Source organism: Devosia lacusdianchii (assembly GCF_022429625.1).
Classification (GTDB): domain Bacteria; phylum Pseudomonadota; class Alphaproteobacteria; order Rhizobiales; family Devosiaceae; genus Devosia; species Devosia lacusdianchii.
Genome location: NZ_CP092483.1, coordinates 2953572 through 2968722 on the forward strand (window position 1 = coordinate 2953572; position 15151 = coordinate 2968722).

The following is a 15151-nucleotide window of genomic DNA, read 5'->3' on the forward strand; positions in this document are numbered from 1 at the left end:
TTTGGGGGAGAGGTAAGGGTCCCCCTAGCCAGCAGCCGTATAAGCCGTCTTCACCACCGTGAAGAACTCCGCCGCATACTTGCCCTGCTCGCGTGAGCCATAGCTCGAGCCCTTGCGCCCGCCAAACGGCACGTGGAAATCCACACCCGCCGTCGGCACATTGACCATCACCATGCCCGCCTCGGCATTGCGCTTGAAGTGCGTCGCATATTTCAGCGACGTGGTGACGATACCGGCCGAAAGCCCGAATTCGGTATCATTCGCCGTCGCCAGCGCTTCCTCGTAATCCTTGACCCGGATCACCGACGCCACCGGCCCAAAAATCTCCTCGCGGCTGATCCGCATCGAATTGGTCGCCTCGGTGAACAGCGTCGGCTGCAGGAAGTAGCCTTCGGTCGCCGCCTTCACCAGCTCGCCGCCGGCTGCCAGCTTGGCCCCTTCGGCCTTGCCGATGGCGATATAGTCCGTGTCCTGCTTGAGCTGGCTCGGATCAACCACCGGGCCGATCTCGGTATTCTTGTCGAGCGCATCGCCAACCCGCAGGTTACGCGTCCGCTCGGCCAGCGCCTCGACGAACTTGTCGTGGATGCCCTCGGTAACGATGACACGCGAACTCGCAGTGCAGCGCTGCCCCGTCGAGAAGAACGCCGACTGCGCCACGCTCTCGACCGCGACCTTGAGGTCAGCGTCATCCAGCACCACGGTCGGATTCTTGCCGCCCATCTCAAGCTGGAACTTGCGGTTATGCTCGATCGAAGCCGCCGCCACGCGCTTGCCGGTGCCAACGGAGCCGGTGAAGCTGATGGCGTTGACATCCTTGCTGTCGAGCATGGTCTGGCCAACCACCGAGCCTTTGCCCATCACCAGGTTGAGCACGCCCTTGGGCAGACCGGCGCGCACCAGAATATCGACGATCGCCCAGGTCGAACCCGGCACCAGGTCGGCCGGCTTGATCACCACCGTATTGCCGTAAGCCAGCGCCGGCGCAATCTTCCAGGTCGGGATGGCGATCGGAAAATTCCACGGCGTGATGATGCCGATCACCCCGATCGGCTCGCGCGTGATTTCGACACCCACGCCAGGACGCACTGATGGCAGCACTTCGCCAGCAAGCCGCAAGACTTCGCCTGCGAAAAAGTCGAAAATCTGCGCCGCACGGGTGACTTCGCCAATGCCCTCCGGCAGCGTCTTGCCCTCTTCGCGGCTCAGCAGTTCGCCCAATTCCGCCTTGCGTGCCAGGATTTCCTGGCTGGTTTTGCTGAGGATGGCGTGGCGCTCCAGAATGCCCGAGCGCGACCATGCCGGAAACGCGGCCTTAGCAGCGGCTATCGCCTGCTTGGTTTCTTCGGCCGTAGCGCGAGCATAAACGCCAACGACTTCCGCGGTATTGGACGGATTGATGTTCTCGACCCCGTCCGAGCCCACCCATTCCCCGTTGATGAGGTTCTTATGCAATTCAGCCATTTGGGATGCCTTTCGGTGGGACTAAAGGAGGTCGGCCTTGGCCAGGTCACGCAGCAGATGGCTGGTGCCGTACGTCCAGGGCGGACATTTGGTGGAGAGGTTCACACTGTTAGATAATGTACCCAGCGCCGGTGTCGAGATAGCGACAATGTCGCCCAGCTTATGGGTAAAGCCCTTGCCGGCGCCATCACGATCCTTGACCGGAGCAAACATGGTGCCGAGATAGAGCACTAGCCCGTCCGGATACTGATGATGGCTGCCGATCGTCGCAGCGACCAGCGATTCCGGCGTGCGCGAAATCTGGCTCATCGAGGAATGCCCTTCGAGCACGAACCCGTCCTGGCCTTCGACACGCAGCGCGATTTCCGACTGCTTGACCGTCTCCAGCGTGAAATCGCCATCGAACAGCCGGATGAACGGACCGAGCGAGCCAGACGCATTATTGTCCTTGGCCTTGCCCAGCAACAGCGCCGAGCGGCCCTCGACGTCGCGCAGATTGACGTCATTGCCCAGCGTCGCGCCGATAATTTCGCCCTTGCTCGTCACCAGCAGCGCCACCTCCGGCTCCGGATTGTTCCAGCTCGATACCGGATGCAGCCCCACCTCGGCGCCAAAGCCAACCGAACTCATCGGCTGGCCCTTGGTAAAGATTTCGGCGTCCGGCCCGATGCCGACTTCCAGATACTGGCTCCACACGCCCTTGGCGATCAGCGCTGCCTTGACCTTGGCTGCCGTTTCCGAGCCGGGCACCAGTTCGCTGAGATCGGTGCCGATCAGCTCCAGGATTTCGCCGCGCAGCGCATCGGCCCGCGACTTGTCGCCCCGCGCCTGCTCCTCAATGACGCGCTCCAGCAGCGACACCACGAAGGTCACGCCCGACGCCTTCACCGCCTGCAAATCGATCGGCGACAGCAGGCTGGGATGTACTGGGGCATGATGGCCGGCGACGCTATTGGCCAGCACGGCATCGGCATTACCGAGGCTGACCCCGGTAGCACCGCGCACGTACTCGGCAGCTTTCCCGCTCTCGGCGATGTCGCGAACAGTCGCAAAACCCTTGGCGGTAATATCGATCAGGTCGCTATCGCGGACCGTGACCACCCGCGGATGCGGCAATCCCGGAACTTTGGCGCGGCCCAGGAGGATGCCGTCAGGATAGTGCTTGCCGCTCATTGCCTGCCCCTAAAATGTTAGGGCAGTGAGTACCGCACCGTACGCATGCGATGCAAGCCTCTTAAGTCATACTTTTGACTATGAACACCTCTCCACAGGCCCGTTCAACTCCCGTTCATCTACGCCGCAATACTGACGCAATGGATGGGGACTAGTCCCTCGCATCAGCCATGGAGTTTTGATATGCGTCGCCTTGCTGCCCTCGTTCCTTTCGCCCTTCTCGCCGGCCTGACCCTGCCCGCTTACGCCGGCACGATCTCGATCGAAGGACGCGGCGAAGTGACGGCCGCCCCCGATATGGCCACGATCAATTCCGGCGTGACCACGCAGGGTGCCACCGCGCGTGAGGCGCTCGACGCCAACACCGCCGCCATGGCCGAGCTGATCGCCGAACTCAAGGCCGCCGGCATCGAGGCCCGCGATATTCAGACCTCCGGTTTCTCGGTGAACCCGAACTATGTCTATACCGACGAGCGCGACGCCAACGGCTACACGCTGCCGCCCAAGATCAACGGCTACCAGGTCAGCAACACCGTGACCGTCGCCGTGCGCAAGCTCGATACCCTCGGCTCCATCCTCGACAAGTCGGTGACTGTTGGTGCCAACACCATCAATGGCGTCAGCTTCTCGGTGGCCGATCCGGCCGAGCTCTACAACAATGCCCGCAAGGCCGCTTTCGCCGACGCCCGCGCCAAGGCCGAGCTCTACGCAGTCACCGCTGGCGGTTCGCTGGATGAAATCGTGTCGATTTCCGAGACCCAGGGCTACAATTCGCCACAACCCGTCGCCATGTATGCCCGTGCTGACGCAGCCGGCTCGCCGGTTCCGGTCGAAGCCGGTGAGCTGAGCTTCGCCATAAATGTCAGCGTCCAGTGGGAACTGGACGAAGCCGCGAAATAACAGATCCAATACCCCTCTTCAGAGGGGGCTTGGGCGGTGGGGACGGACATTCGTAGTCACCCGTCCCCACCAACCGTTTCCAAATCCCCGCTCCGGCGGGGATTTTCGTTTGTGCTCCTACCCGGCCAGCACCTTCCACAGCATATTGAGCCCGACGGCCACCAGAAACGCCGCGAACACATATTTCAGCGTTTTCTGATCCAGTCGGTGCGCCAGCGCCGCGCCAAGGGGCGCAAAGACCGCGGCCAGTACGGCGACCAGCACCAGGGCGACCAGATTGATGTAACCGACGCTGAGCGGCGGCAATCCGGCCGTGCCCCAGCCCGAAATGATGAAGCCGAGCGTGCCGGAGATCGCGATGGCGACACCAATGGCTGCCGACGTGCCCACAGCCGCATGCATCGTCGCCCCGAACGCCACCAGCGTCGGCACCGTAAGCGACCCGCCGCCAATTCCCATCAACGAGGAAATGTAGCCGACGACAAATGCGGAGATCCGATGCGTCAGCGATGATCCATGCAGATGCCCCATCAGCTTCGTCTGAAATCCGAAGACGATATTGGCCGCAATCACAAAGGCCATGACGGCGAAGACGACGCGCAGCACGTCGCCGGAAAAGTAGCCCGCCATCAATCCGCCGATAAACGTGCCGGCGACAATGAACGGCACCCACAGCCGCAGCACCTTCACGTCCAGCGCCCCACGCTTGTAATGCGCCCGGGCGCTCATGATGCCGGTCGGGATGATGATGGCGAGCGAGGTGCCGACAGCCACGTGCTGCACCACGTCTGAGTCGTAGCCCAGGAAGGATAGCGCCGTGGCCAGCGCCGGCACGATAATCGCCCCACCGCCAATGCCAAGCAGACCGGCCGCAATGCCGGAAAACACCCCCGTTACCATCAGCCCCAAGACAAAGGGCCAGTAGCCGGCCAGCGTCGTCCAATCCATCAACGGTCCCCAATGATGTGGAGCACCACCTCGCGCCCATGCGGACGCTTGCGATGCTCGAAAAGATAAATGCCCTGCCAGGTGCCAAAGACCGGCGCGCCATCGACCACAGGAATGCTGATCGACGTCTGCGTCAAAGCTGCCTTGATATGGGCCGGCATGTCGTCTGGGCCCTCGGTGGTATGCACGAGCCAGTCCATGCCTTCGGGTACCGGACGCGCAAAGAAACCCAGCAGGTCGGTCTTGACGTCGCCGTCGGCATTTTCCTGGATCAGCAGCGAGCAGGACGTGTGACGCACATAGATCGTCAGCAGGCCCGTGGCGACGTCGCAATTGGTCACGAACTGCCGAACTGCGTTGGTGAACTCGTGAAGTCCCTGCCCGCGCGTTTGGATGGTGAGGGTGTCGACCGCCTGCTGCATGAGGTGGGCCTAACACGAAGCCGGCCGCGCGGCCAGCAGGCCACGCAGTAATCCGCCTTGTCCTTCTTGCCGCAATGGGGCCATGTTCGCACTGCCGTCTGGACGCGTGCAAGATTTGGAACCTTGCGCAAAGCCAGGCGTTGCGGGCCTTACGGGGAAAAGGCATCGTCTGCGAACATACCGAAATTCATTCAGTTTGCGTTCAGACTGCTCTGGCGATGCTCGGCACAAGTGCCATTCGACACAAAAGGAAAAAACAATGCGCCTCAGAAACTGGCTCCTGACCGGATCGAGCCTGACACTGCTTACAATGGCTCCGTTCGGGTCGTTCGCGCAGGACTCCGCTCCACCCGTCGAACTGCCCCAGGCCTGTATCGACGCTGGCATTGCGACGCCGGAAGACTGTGTTGTCTTCATGTCGGCCGATCCCAGCGCGACCGCTCCTGCGGAGACTCCGGCCGAAGCTGCGCCGGCCGCACCTGCGCCCGAGGCCGCTCCAGAACCCGCTCCAGAACCCGCTCCAGAACCCGCGCCAACCCCGGAGCCTGAGCCGGTGCCGGAAGCTGTTGCCCCCCCAGTTGCCGAACCGGCACCAGCCCCAGAGCCTGCCGAAGCCGCTCCACCGGCCGAACCGGCGCAAGCTGCTGAGCCGGCTCCTGCGCCTGAACCGGCCCCAGCCGAGGTAGCTCCGGTGGTCGAACCCGCCCCGGCAGGCGAACCCGCAGCTGAACAGGCTGAACAGCAGGCGCCTGCTCCAGAACCTGCCCCCGCCGAACCCGCCCAGGCGGAGCAGCCCGTCGTAGAGCCGACCGCACCTGCAGAACAACCGGCAGAACAACCGACCACCCCAGCGGAACAACCTGCAGCTGAGCAGCCGGCAGCGCCGGCCGAACAGCCCGCACCGGCCACGGTCGATATCACCGCCGATCTGCAAGCCCAGGTCGATATCTACAACGGCGCTGTCACCGACATGATGAATGGCGGCGATGCCGCTGCGGCACAGGCGCAGATTGCCTCTGCCCAGCAGAACATCGCGGCCCTCTGCGCCCAGGTGGGCATGACCGACGTCAACGCTTGCCTCGCCAATTACAGCCTGAGCCTGCCGGCAGTGCCCGGCTTGCCGCAGCCTCCCGTTGCCGAGCAGCCGTCCGCCGAGCAGCCCGCGCCGGCCGTTGAGCAGCCTGCCGCCGAAGTTGCAATCGATCCGGCCGTGGTGCCCACCGAGCCAGTGCCTGAGGGCGCTGCCGGCGAAGCAGCACCTCTGACCGACTCGGGCAAGGAAACCGTGATCGCCGTTGACCCGGCCGCCGCGCCGGCTGAAGCCCCGCCGCCGGTCGAAGCGACCGTGGTGACCGTCGAAACCCTTCCCGCGAACGACGCAGCCGCCCAGTCCGCCGACATCCAGGCCTTCGCCGCAGCACCGGTCGAATCCGTGGCTGCCGCCCAGGGTACGGAAGTGGTGGCCACTGGAAACACCACCGTCAACCAGACCGTGGTCAACAACTACGTCAACAACATCACCAACATCACGAACGTCACCAATGTGACGAACAATACCGTCAACGGTAATGTCACCAACAACACGCAGAACAATGTCGTTCAGCAGAACAACATCACCGTTATCGAACAGGCACCTGTCACAGCGGTCAACACCGGCGATCTGATCACCCAGGTTATCCTGCAGGTCGGGAGCCAGCTCATCGTCAACTCCGTCGGCCAGGATACTGACCGCTTCTATGACGCCAACGAAGACGAAATCTTCTACGAAGACCTGAGCAACGGTCGTACGCGAGAAACCATCACGCGTCCGGACGGCAGCCAGATCGTCACCGTTCGCAATCGCAATGGCGATATTCTGCGTCGTTCGCGCTTCGACCCAAGCGGCCGCGAATACGTGCTGGCCAACTTCGATGATCGTTACTACGACAACCTCGTCGAATGGCGCGATCCGGGCCTCGACCTGCCGCCGCTGCGCCTCAACATTCCGGTGCAGGACTATGTGCTGGATGCCGAGTTCGCTGACGACCGCCAGGTGGAGACCTTCTTCCGCCAGCCGCCAGTGGAACAGGTTGCCCGTCTCTACTCGATCGACGAGGTCAAGCGTTCGGCTCGTGTCCGCGACAGCGTGCGCAAGCTCGAAGTCGGCGGCCTGACCTTCGATACGGGTGCGGCCACCATTGGTCGCGACCAGGTCAGCGCCCTGTCGGCCGTCGCTAACGGCATGCTGGCCCTACTCCAGCAGAATCCGGGTGAAACCTTCCTCATCGAAGGCCACACCGACGCCGTGGGTTCGGAAATTTCGAACCTGCAGCTCTCGGACCTGCGTGCCGCCACCGTGGCCCGTATCCTGACCGACTTCTACGGCGTGCCGCCGGAAAACCTGGCTACCCAGGGTTATGGTGAGCGCTACCTCAAGATTCGCACCGAACTTGGCGAACGCGAAAACCGCCGCGTTACCATCCGCCGTATTACGCCGCTGATCACCGTGGCCAGCAACTAGGCTGACCACCAGCACGATGAAAGGCCGGGCCCAGCGCCCGGCCTTTTTCTATGGCGCCGAGTGCCCCTGCGCGCGCAAGTCGTCTTGCCAGATGCCAGAAAATGGCTATGCCTTTGCCAAAGTTTCGGAGCACCTCATGAAGCGGCTGGAAATCTTCGTCGAGAGCATCATCCTGGCATCGCGCTGGCTGCTGGTGGTGTTCTATATCGGCCTCGGCGTGGCGCTGGCGCTCTATGCCGTCACCTTCGGCATCAAGCTCTGGGATTTCGCTACCCACATGATGGGGATGGACGAGACCGAGACCATCCTCAAGGTTCTCGGCCTGATAGACGCCGCGCTCATCGCCAGCCTCGTCGTCATGGTCATCATCTCGGGTTACGAAAATTTCGTTTCGCGCTTCGACAACGAGGGCGAAGTCCATTGGCTGGGCCAGATCGACGCCGGCTCGCTGAAGATCAAGGTGGCCTCGACCATCGTAGCGATATCCTCGATCCACCTGCTGCAGATCTTCCTCAACGTGCCCGAATATACCGACAACCAGATCATGTGGTTCACCATCCTCCACGTGACCTTCATCTTGTCGGCGCTGTTCCTGGCCCTGATCGACCGAATTTCCAAGAAACCGGGCAAGGGAAACGACCCCGACATCTGATTTTTCTGCGCGACTCTCAGAAATTTCTCGCTCGCGGCATCGCGCAGACGCCTCTCAATCTATTGATTCAAAAGGCGCATTTTCGAGTAGATCGGAGATGTGCGGTGTGATCACGCTTTTGGGAACGAAAACAAAAAGCCCGCGTTTCTTAGCCATACGGTGAAACAAAGGAGCGAACTCATGGCTACCCCTGAACGCGATACCGTTTATACCAATGATGGCAACCGCACCGTCTATACCCGCGAAAGCAGTGGCACTGGCTGGTTCGTTGGCATCATTGTTGCCCTGGCCCTTCTGGCCATCGGCTACCTTGTTTTCTCGGCCAATTCGGGTCCGTCGACGACTGTCGATGTGAACGGCGCGCCGGCTGTTGAAGCCCCGGCTGACCCTGCCGTTGCACCGGCTCCGATGACTGAGGCCCCGGCCGCTCCGGCGACCGACGCAGCCCCGATGACGGAAGCCCCGGCCGCCCCGGCGACTGATGCTGCCCCTGCTGTTGATGCGGCCCCCGCCGCTGACGCTGCTCCGGCTGCCGAACCGGCTGCTCCGGCCACCAACTAATGGCCTGACTTCCCGGATGCCTCAGCTCTCCCTCTGATGGCATCAAACGAGACCCCGGTCGCCCCACCGGGGTCTTTTCACGTGCGGCGCGTGTCCTAGTAGCTGCACTGCCAGGTATGAACCTCGCAGCCGTCGTCGTAATCGCTACACAGGCCCACTGCCGAGCTGCTGGCGCTATACTCGTCATAGCCCCAATCTGCCCCCCACCCGCCATTGGAGCCAACGGCCAGAGCACCACACGCGCTTTCGAAGTAAACCGCGATCTCGCAATCATTGGCATAGTCCGCGCATCCCTCATACGCGGTCGCCTCAGCATCGCTTTGATACTCCCAGCCATAACTGGAGCCACTAGCGCCGGTCGATTGCGAATAGGCGATCGCGCCCCATTGCTGGGCCTGCGCGCCATTCGTCAACGCCAATAGGACAACGGCGGCAACAACGGACTTCATTCGTCTTCTCCCGAACTCATGCGCGACATTCCGTCCGCGCTTCCCGCCTTGAGAACACCCTATTCAAACCCCATGTGCGCAACACAGAAAAGGGAGTCCCCATGTTCAATATCGATCAGATCGTCAAAGCCCTTCAGACCGACAAGAATACCCAGCGCACCGCCATGACCGGCGCTGCGGGCCTGGCCGCCGGCATGCTGCTCAGCGGTGGTGGCCTCGGTAAGCTTGCCGGCAATGCCGTCAAGATCGGCGCCGTGGCGGCCGTGGGCGGTCTCGCCTACAGCGCCTGGCAGAATTACCAGAAGAACCAGCAGCCCGGCAGCCAGGCTCCTGTACCGGTACAGGACGCGTTTATTCCGCCCGCTGGCGATACCCGCGGCCAGGAAGAGCTGGGCAAATCGCTGGTACGCGCCATGATCGCCGCTGCCAAGGCCGACGGCAAGATCGACGCCGAAGAGAAGGAAGCCATCTTCGGCAAGCTCGAGACCATGAACCTGTCGTCCGAGGAAAAGGCCTGGGTTTTCGACGAGCTTTCGAGCCCGCTCGATATCAACGCCGTCGTTGCCCGCGCCGACACGCCCGAGCATGCCACCGAAATCTACGCGGCCTCGCTGGTCGCCATCACGGCCGACACGGCCTCGGAGCGCGCCTATCTCGACGCACTCGCCTCCAAGCTGAAGCTCGACCCGGCTTTGGTGAGCGAAATCCACAAGGCCGCCGGCGAGAAGGCCCCCGAACCAGCCCCGGCGCCCGCCTCGCCCTTTGCCTATACTCCCTCAGGCAGCAACGTCTGACCCTTGCACGATTTCGCCGCCATCTCTGAACCGATGGCGGCGAAATCGTTTTGGTCTCATCGCTTGTGCCGACTATTCGGCCGGCACGTGCGACCATTCATGCCGGGTCTGCCTTGTCTGCATCACCTGCTGCAGCCATGCAGCAAACACCCGCCGCCGGACCGGCTGTGCACCGCCGTTGCGCTCGCGCGCCGCTTCGATCTCCGCAGTCACACCTGGGTGCAGTCCCGGCTCGCCATAGACGTCCTTGAACTGATAGGTCGAGGGTATCATCGTCCTCTCCTTGGTTTGGTCGTCTAGTTCCAGTTGTCGATGAGCACGTCGTCGGGATGCGGTTTGCCCTTTCCCGTTTCGATCAGCTCCTTGAGGCTCATCAGGAAAGTGGCCCACTTGGTGCTGCAGTGGTGCATGAACTCCACCGGCTCCCTCCAGCCCATGTGCTTGAGCAGAACGATGGCGTAGTCGCCCTCCTGCTTCAGCTCGAAGCCGACCCGGGTGCCGATCCACTCGGCAGGGCCATCGACGACTTGCCACAACACGCGTTCGTCGCGATCGAGTTCGAGCACCTTCATGTCGAAACCGCCGGCGGGGCCAAAGCGGAACTGCATCTCGCCGCCGACGGCGCTGTTTCCCTTAGTGTCATTTGTCCACCACTCAGAAAGTCCCTTGATGGTGCTGAGAGCGGTGTAGGTGCTCTCGGTGGACGGCGACTTGATTCCGACTCTGTGTAGAATGTCCGGCATGGAGCTTCTCCTGTGCTTGGCCGTTGCAATGGAGCCAGGCTAGGACGGGACAAACCGATGGTGGGAGTTACAAGTGTGGCGCGATTCCGATGGACGCCCTGATCGCCGCCGCCGCATGGGCTCTCGCGACCGGTGACGTCCTGGGTGCCCTCAAGCGCGTCGCGCTGAGGGACGACCCGCCAGCTTTGGCCCTGCGCGGCATCGCCATGGCGCAACTCGGCGATCTCACCCGCGCCAAAGCCCTGCTCAAGAGCGCAGCCCGCGGCTTCGGTCCGCGCGAGGCCGTCGCCCGCGCCCGATGCATCGTGGCCGAAGCCGAAATCGCCCTGGTCTCGCGCGATTTAGGGTGGCCTGAAAAGGATCTGGCTACCGCGCGTACGACGCTGGAGGCGCGCGGCGATCGTGTGAACGCCACCCATGCCCTCCATCTCGAAGTACGGCGCCTGTTGCTGCTCGGCCATCTTGACGAGGCCGAGCGCAGGCTCGCTCTCCCCACGCCCACGCCCACGCCATTGCCCCCAGCGCTGCGGACGGCGCGGGAACTGGCCCTTGCCGGCATCGCCATGCGCCGTCCGCAGGCCGGAATAGCGCGCATCGCCCTCGCCCGCGCCCGCATCGCGGCCCAGGAAACCGGCATCACTGCTCTCGTTGCGGAGGTCGAAAGCGCATCGACCCTGCTGAATAGCCCCGCAGCACGGCTGATCGCCGGCAACGAAGAGCGCCTGCTTCTCCTCGACGACGTCGAGCGCATTCACGCTTCCGCGGCCCTCGTGGTCGATGCAAACCGCAATCTGGTGCGCAGAGGCGAGGTCCTGATCCCGCTGGCGACCCGCCCCGTCCTCTTTGCGCTGATGCGGACCATGGCCGAAGCCTGGCCCGCCGACGTCACACGGGATCTGCTTCTCGCCCGCGCCTTCGGCGCCCGCCATGTCGACGAATCCCATCGCGCCCGGTTGCGGGTCGAGATCGGACGCCTGCGGGCCATGCTGCGCCCTTTGGCCGGCATATCCGCCACCGAGCGCGGCTTCGCGCTCAAGCCCCGCAATACCCACGAGATTGTCGTGCTTGCACCACCAGTCGAAGAGCGGCATGCCGCGATCCTGGCCCTGCTTGCCGATGGCGAAGCGTGGTCGAGTTCGTCCCTGGCCATAGCGCTTGGCACCAGCGCCCGCACCGTCCAGCGCGCCCTCGATGACCTCGCGACCGCCGGCAAGGCACAGTCCTTCGGACAGGGCCGCGCACGCCGCTGGATAGTCCCGTCCGTCCCCGGCTTCCCGACAATCTTGTTACTCCCGGGCCCCCTTCCCGGCAGCTAGGCTAGAACTCGGTTTAACGAGGAGATCAGCATCATGAAGATCAACACCGCCGACGTCCTGCGCGAATACGGTCCCTATCCCGGCGCTGATAGCGTGCATGGCGTGACCTTCGATGGCCACGACGTCTGGTTCGCCTCCGGAGACCGGATCAACGCCTTCGACCCCGATACCGGCGAGCCGGTGCGCTCGCTCGACACCGCCGCCTATGCGGGCACCGCCTTTGATGGCAAGCACATCTTCCAGATCGCCGAGGGCGTGATCAACAAACTCGACCCCGCTACTGGCAGCGTGCTTGCCACCATTCCGGCGCCCGGCGCCGGCGGCGATTCCGGGCTGGCCTGGGCCGAGGGCACGCTCTGGGTTGGTCAATACCAGGCCCGCAAAATCCATCAGATCGATCCGGAGACCGGCGTCATCCTGCGCACCATCGAGTCGAACCGCTTCGTCACCGGTGTCACCTGGGTCGATGGCGAACTCTGGCACGCCACCTCCGAGGCGGAAACCAGCGAGGTTCGCCACGTCGACAGCCAGACCGGAAAAGTACTTGAAACGCTCCAGATGCCTGCGGGAATTGGCGTTTCGGGCCTCGAATCCGATGGCGGTGACCGCTTCTTCTGCGGATGGGGCGGCACCGGCAAAGTCCTGGCCATCCGGCGTCCTAAGGCCGGAACGGCATCTTAGTCCACGGCCCGCCAGCCAGCCCACACGATCGGCAGGCCTTCGCGCGGCAAATGAACGGCAATAGTAGGAAACTTATCCCCGCCCCAAAACCCCATGTCACTATGCACCCATTCCCGCCACACACGCGGCCCCGACGCAGGGTCGGGCGGGGAGACCGTGGAACGGGGGCGCCTGTTCAGTGGGGGGAAACTCGGCAGCCGGGCCTGCAATAATGGTACCGCCTGAACCCGGACCCTGCCCAAAGAGCGGTTCGTGACGGGCGGCCATTGGTCCGTTCTATCTGTTTCGGAAGGCCCAATGGCCGCCCGTTACCGTCTCGGGCGCTTGCGCTCCACGAAACCGCGACGCTTCAGGGCCGGGCGGCGTTTTCTGCTGCCGACTTCGAATCGCCCGCGCCGACTGCGGTATCACACATGTGCGTTCTTGATCGTGCCGGGCCGACCGGCCATCTGTGGGCCAACCAGGAGTCACCCAGATGGAACTCGGACTTTACTCTTTCGCCGAAAACACCCCCGATCCGCTAAACGGCGACCGGCTGCAGAGCCCCGCCGATAGGCTCAAGGATTTGCTCGAGGAAATCGAGCTGGCCGATCAGCTCGGCCTGGCATTCTATGGCCTGGGCGAGCACCACCGCCCCGATTTCGTGGCCTCGGCGCCTGTGACCATTCTCGCTGCCGCCGCCGCGCGCACCAAGAATATCCGCCTGTCGACCGCGGTGACGGTCCTGAGCTCTGACGACCCGGTCCGCGTCCACCAGCAATTCGCCACCCTTGACCTGCTCAGCAATGGCCGCGCCGAGATCATGGCCGGCCGCGGTTCCTTCGTCGAAAGCTTCCCGCTCTTCGGCCTCGACCTCAACGACTACGACAGCCTGTTCGAGGAGAAGCTCGAAATGCTGCTGAAAATCCGCGAGGGCGGCAAGGTCGCCTGGCCGGGCAGCAGCCATACCAAACCCATTCCCGGCATCGAAATCTACCCCAAGCCGGTGCAAGACCCGCTACCCGTCTGGATCGCCGTCGGTGGCACGCCCAATTCGGTCGCCCGCGCCGCCTATTACGGCCTCCCCCTGATGATTGCCATCATCGGCGGCCAACCCCGCCAGTTCGCACCCCTGGTCGACTTCTACCGCGAAACCGCCGAAAAGGTCGGCCGCGATCCAAAGTCCCTGCCGGTCGGCATTTGCTCGCATGGTTTCATCGCTGCCGACGGCCAGGACGCCCGCGACATCGCCTTCCCGGCCCACAGCGCCGCCATGAGCCGCATCGGCAAGGAGCGCGGCTGGCCGCCAACCACTCGCGCCCAGTTCGATGCCAGCGCGACGCCCAACGGCGCCTACTTCATGGGCTCGCCGCAGGAGGTGATCGACAAGATCCTGATGCAGCACGAATGGTTCAAGCACGACCGCTTCGGCCTGCAACTGAGCGTCGGCACCCTGCCCCACGACAAGGTCATGAAAGCCATCGAGCTCTACGGCACGGTGGTGAAGCCGGCGGTGGACAAGGCCCTGGCCTAGTCGAAAAAGTAGAAGAACACCCGCACGTCTCGGTCGGGAACATAGTCCTTTGCCGTGAACCCCCATTCATGCTCACCGAGCTGGGTGGGGGCGACCGGGCAGGACGCGAACAGCACACCGCTGTCGCTGGCGGCCCAGTTTTCGGGTTGGCTGGCATCGATGGTCAGGTTGAACTCGCCGATCGGCCCGTGCCAATGCTTGGCCGTTTGGGTGATGTAGTCGAGCTGGGCCACCTGATAATAGTGCCCATCGGCCTCTCGCGCCGCGATTTCGGCCCGCAGCGCATCGTCGACACAGGCACTATCGGCGTGTTCGCCCACCTCGTAGGTGCTGCCAAAATCCCCCGGCCACCCCATCAGCGGCTTATAGCGGATATCCACCTCGGTCTCGCCAGGGGTAAACTCCTGGCTCCATTCATAGATCGCTTGGTAGTCCCACAGAGGATCGAGATAGCCACCCGGCTTGCCATAGACCAGACCCGCCGCCACCAGCGCAGTGGCCTCCTCCAGGCTGAGCTTTGCTGATTGGACCTGCCAGGTCTCATAGTCGCTGATCAGCGGCAGGCCAGCCGCCAATATCGTAGCGGTCACGTCCTTTTCGCCCAGCCAGGCAAATTCATGCAGGATCGGGATCAGCGGGCGCTCGTCAACCGACACGCCGAAACCCAGATAGTTGCGCATGTCGCCGCCACTGCCCTCGACGGCTCCAACGGAGTCAGGCGTATCGGGCGAGCTGGGCACGCGCGGCAGGGGGAAACCGATGGTGACAGTTTGCGGTTCAGCAGCTGTCGAAACGAACCTGTACTGAACCCGGACCTCACCCGGGCCGAGACGCAAATCCTCCCGGGCGATGGAGATATCGGCGCTGTCCTTGAACTCGACGCCGCCGGCGGGAAAGCTCGCCATGGCGCCATTGGCAAAGGCGGGCGTCGATCCCAGCAATATCAGCAGCGCAGAAAGCCATGGCTTCATCGGTCTGTCCCTCCGATAGGCATTGTTGCCGATGGACGGACGGATAGGAAGCGCCTTGCCGTAC

The 15151-nt window shown here is 63.2% G+C and carries 16 protein-coding genes; 8 read left to right on the forward strand and 8 right to left on the reverse strand.

Annotation, left to right across the window (positions count from 1 at the left end; genetic code table 11):
- Window positions 1–24: 24 nt before the first annotated feature.
- Window positions 25–1464, reverse strand: coding sequence for an aldehyde dehydrogenase family protein (locus MF606_RS14565; RefSeq protein ID WP_240230069.1), 1440 nt, complete (start codon window positions 1462–1464; stop codon window positions 25–27).
- A 21-nt stretch (window positions 1465–1485) separates the two neighbouring features.
- The gene (locus MF606_RS14570) at window positions 1486–2637 is read right to left on the reverse strand and encodes a fumarylacetoacetate hydrolase family protein (RefSeq protein WP_240230070.1); all 1152 of its coding nucleotides are present in this window, start codon (window positions 2635–2637) and stop codon (window positions 1486–1488) included.
- A gap of 183 nt (window positions 2638–2820) precedes the next feature.
- On the opposite strand from MF606_RS14570, the gene MF606_RS14575 reads away from it, so the two are divergent.
- Window positions 2821–3537 (forward strand): SIMPL domain-containing protein, encoded by a 717-nt coding sequence (locus tag MF606_RS14575; protein ID WP_240230071.1) that lies wholly within the window; start codon window positions 2821–2823, stop codon window positions 3535–3537.
- Window positions 3538–3654: 117 nt separating this feature from the next.
- Here MF606_RS14575 and MF606_RS14580 read toward each other — a convergent pair whose 3' ends face one another.
- A complete protein-coding gene (locus tag MF606_RS14580) occupies window positions 3655–4485 on the reverse strand; it encodes a sulfite exporter TauE/SafE family protein (RefSeq protein WP_240230072.1) in 831 nt (276 codons plus the stop codon).
- Window positions 4485–4907, reverse strand: a complete 423-nt coding sequence (locus tag MF606_RS14585; RefSeq protein ID WP_240230073.1) for a secondary thiamine-phosphate synthase enzyme YjbQ — start codon at window positions 4905–4907, stop codon at window positions 4485–4487. Before MF606_RS14585 ends, MF606_RS14580 begins: the two co-directional genes overlap by 1 nt.
- Before the next feature lie 259 nt (window positions 4908–5166).
- On the opposite strand from MF606_RS14585, the gene MF606_RS14590 reads away from it, so the two are divergent.
- The 3 genes from MF606_RS14590 (at window position 5167) to MF606_RS14600 (ending at window position 8620) form a co-directional block, all read left to right on the forward strand.
- Entirely contained in the window at window positions 5167–7407 is a 2241-nt protein-coding gene (locus tag MF606_RS14590; RefSeq protein WP_240230074.1) for an OmpA family protein, read from the forward strand.
- A gap of 136 nt (window positions 7408–7543) precedes the next feature.
- Window positions 7544–8059: a TIGR00645 family protein gene (locus tag MF606_RS14595; protein ID WP_240230075.1), complete on the forward strand. Its 516-nt coding sequence runs from the start codon at window positions 7544–7546 to the stop codon at window positions 8057–8059.
- 180 nt (window positions 8060–8239) lie between these two features.
- A complete protein-coding gene (locus MF606_RS14600) occupies window positions 8240–8620 on the forward strand; it encodes a hypothetical protein (RefSeq protein ID WP_240230076.1) in 381 nt (126 codons plus the stop codon).
- A gap of 95 nt (window positions 8621–8715) precedes the next feature.
- Here MF606_RS14600 and MF606_RS14605 read toward each other — a convergent pair whose 3' ends face one another.
- A complete protein-coding gene (locus tag MF606_RS14605; RefSeq protein ID WP_240230077.1) occupies window positions 8716–9069 on the reverse strand; it encodes a DUF4189 domain-containing protein in 354 nt (117 codons plus the stop codon).
- A gap of 101 nt (window positions 9070–9170) precedes the next feature.
- On the opposite strand from MF606_RS14605, the gene MF606_RS14610 reads away from it, so the two are divergent.
- Window positions 9171–9863 carry a tellurite resistance TerB family protein gene (locus MF606_RS14610; RefSeq protein WP_240230078.1) on the forward strand — a complete coding sequence of 231 codons (693 nt, stop codon included), beginning with the start codon at window positions 9171–9173 and terminating at the stop codon, window positions 9861–9863.
- Window positions 9864–9935: 72 nt separating this feature from the next.
- On the opposite strand, the gene MF606_RS14615 is transcribed toward MF606_RS14610, so the two are convergent.
- Entirely contained in the window at window positions 9936–10136 is a 201-nt protein-coding gene (locus MF606_RS14615) for a hypothetical protein (RefSeq protein ID WP_240230079.1), read from the reverse strand.
- Window positions 10137–10159: 23 nt separating this feature from the next.
- Window positions 10160–10606, reverse strand: a complete 447-nt coding sequence (locus MF606_RS14620; RefSeq protein WP_240230080.1) for an SRPBCC family protein — start codon at window positions 10604–10606, stop codon at window positions 10160–10162.
- An 89-nt stretch (window positions 10607–10695) separates the two neighbouring features.
- Between MF606_RS14620 and MF606_RS14625 the strand changes: the two genes are divergently transcribed.
- The 3 genes from MF606_RS14625 to MF606_RS14635 all read left to right on the forward strand — a co-directional run bounded on the left by MF606_RS14625 (window position 10696) and on the right by MF606_RS14635 (window position 14116).
- A complete protein-coding gene (locus MF606_RS14625) occupies window positions 10696–11922 on the forward strand; it encodes a helix-turn-helix domain-containing protein (protein WP_240230081.1) in 1227 nt (408 codons plus the stop codon).
- A gap of 33 nt (window positions 11923–11955) precedes the next feature.
- Window positions 11956–12603 carry a Vgb family protein gene (locus MF606_RS14630; protein WP_240230082.1) on the forward strand — a complete coding sequence of 216 codons (648 nt, stop codon included), beginning with the start codon at window positions 11956–11958 and terminating at the stop codon, window positions 12601–12603.
- Window positions 12604–13078: 475 nt separating this feature from the next.
- Complete coding sequence (locus tag MF606_RS14635) at window positions 13079–14116, forward strand: LLM class flavin-dependent oxidoreductase (RefSeq protein ID WP_240230083.1); 1038 nt, start codon at window positions 13079–13081, stop codon at window positions 14114–14116.
- On the opposite strand, the gene MF606_RS14640 is transcribed toward MF606_RS14635, so the two are convergent.
- Window positions 14113–15087 (reverse strand): DUF4424 family protein, encoded by a 975-nt coding sequence (locus MF606_RS14640; protein WP_240230084.1) that lies wholly within the window; start codon window positions 15085–15087, stop codon window positions 14113–14115. The genes MF606_RS14635 and MF606_RS14640 overlap by 4 nt on opposite strands.
- Between the last annotated feature and the right edge of the window lie 64 nt (window positions 15088–15151).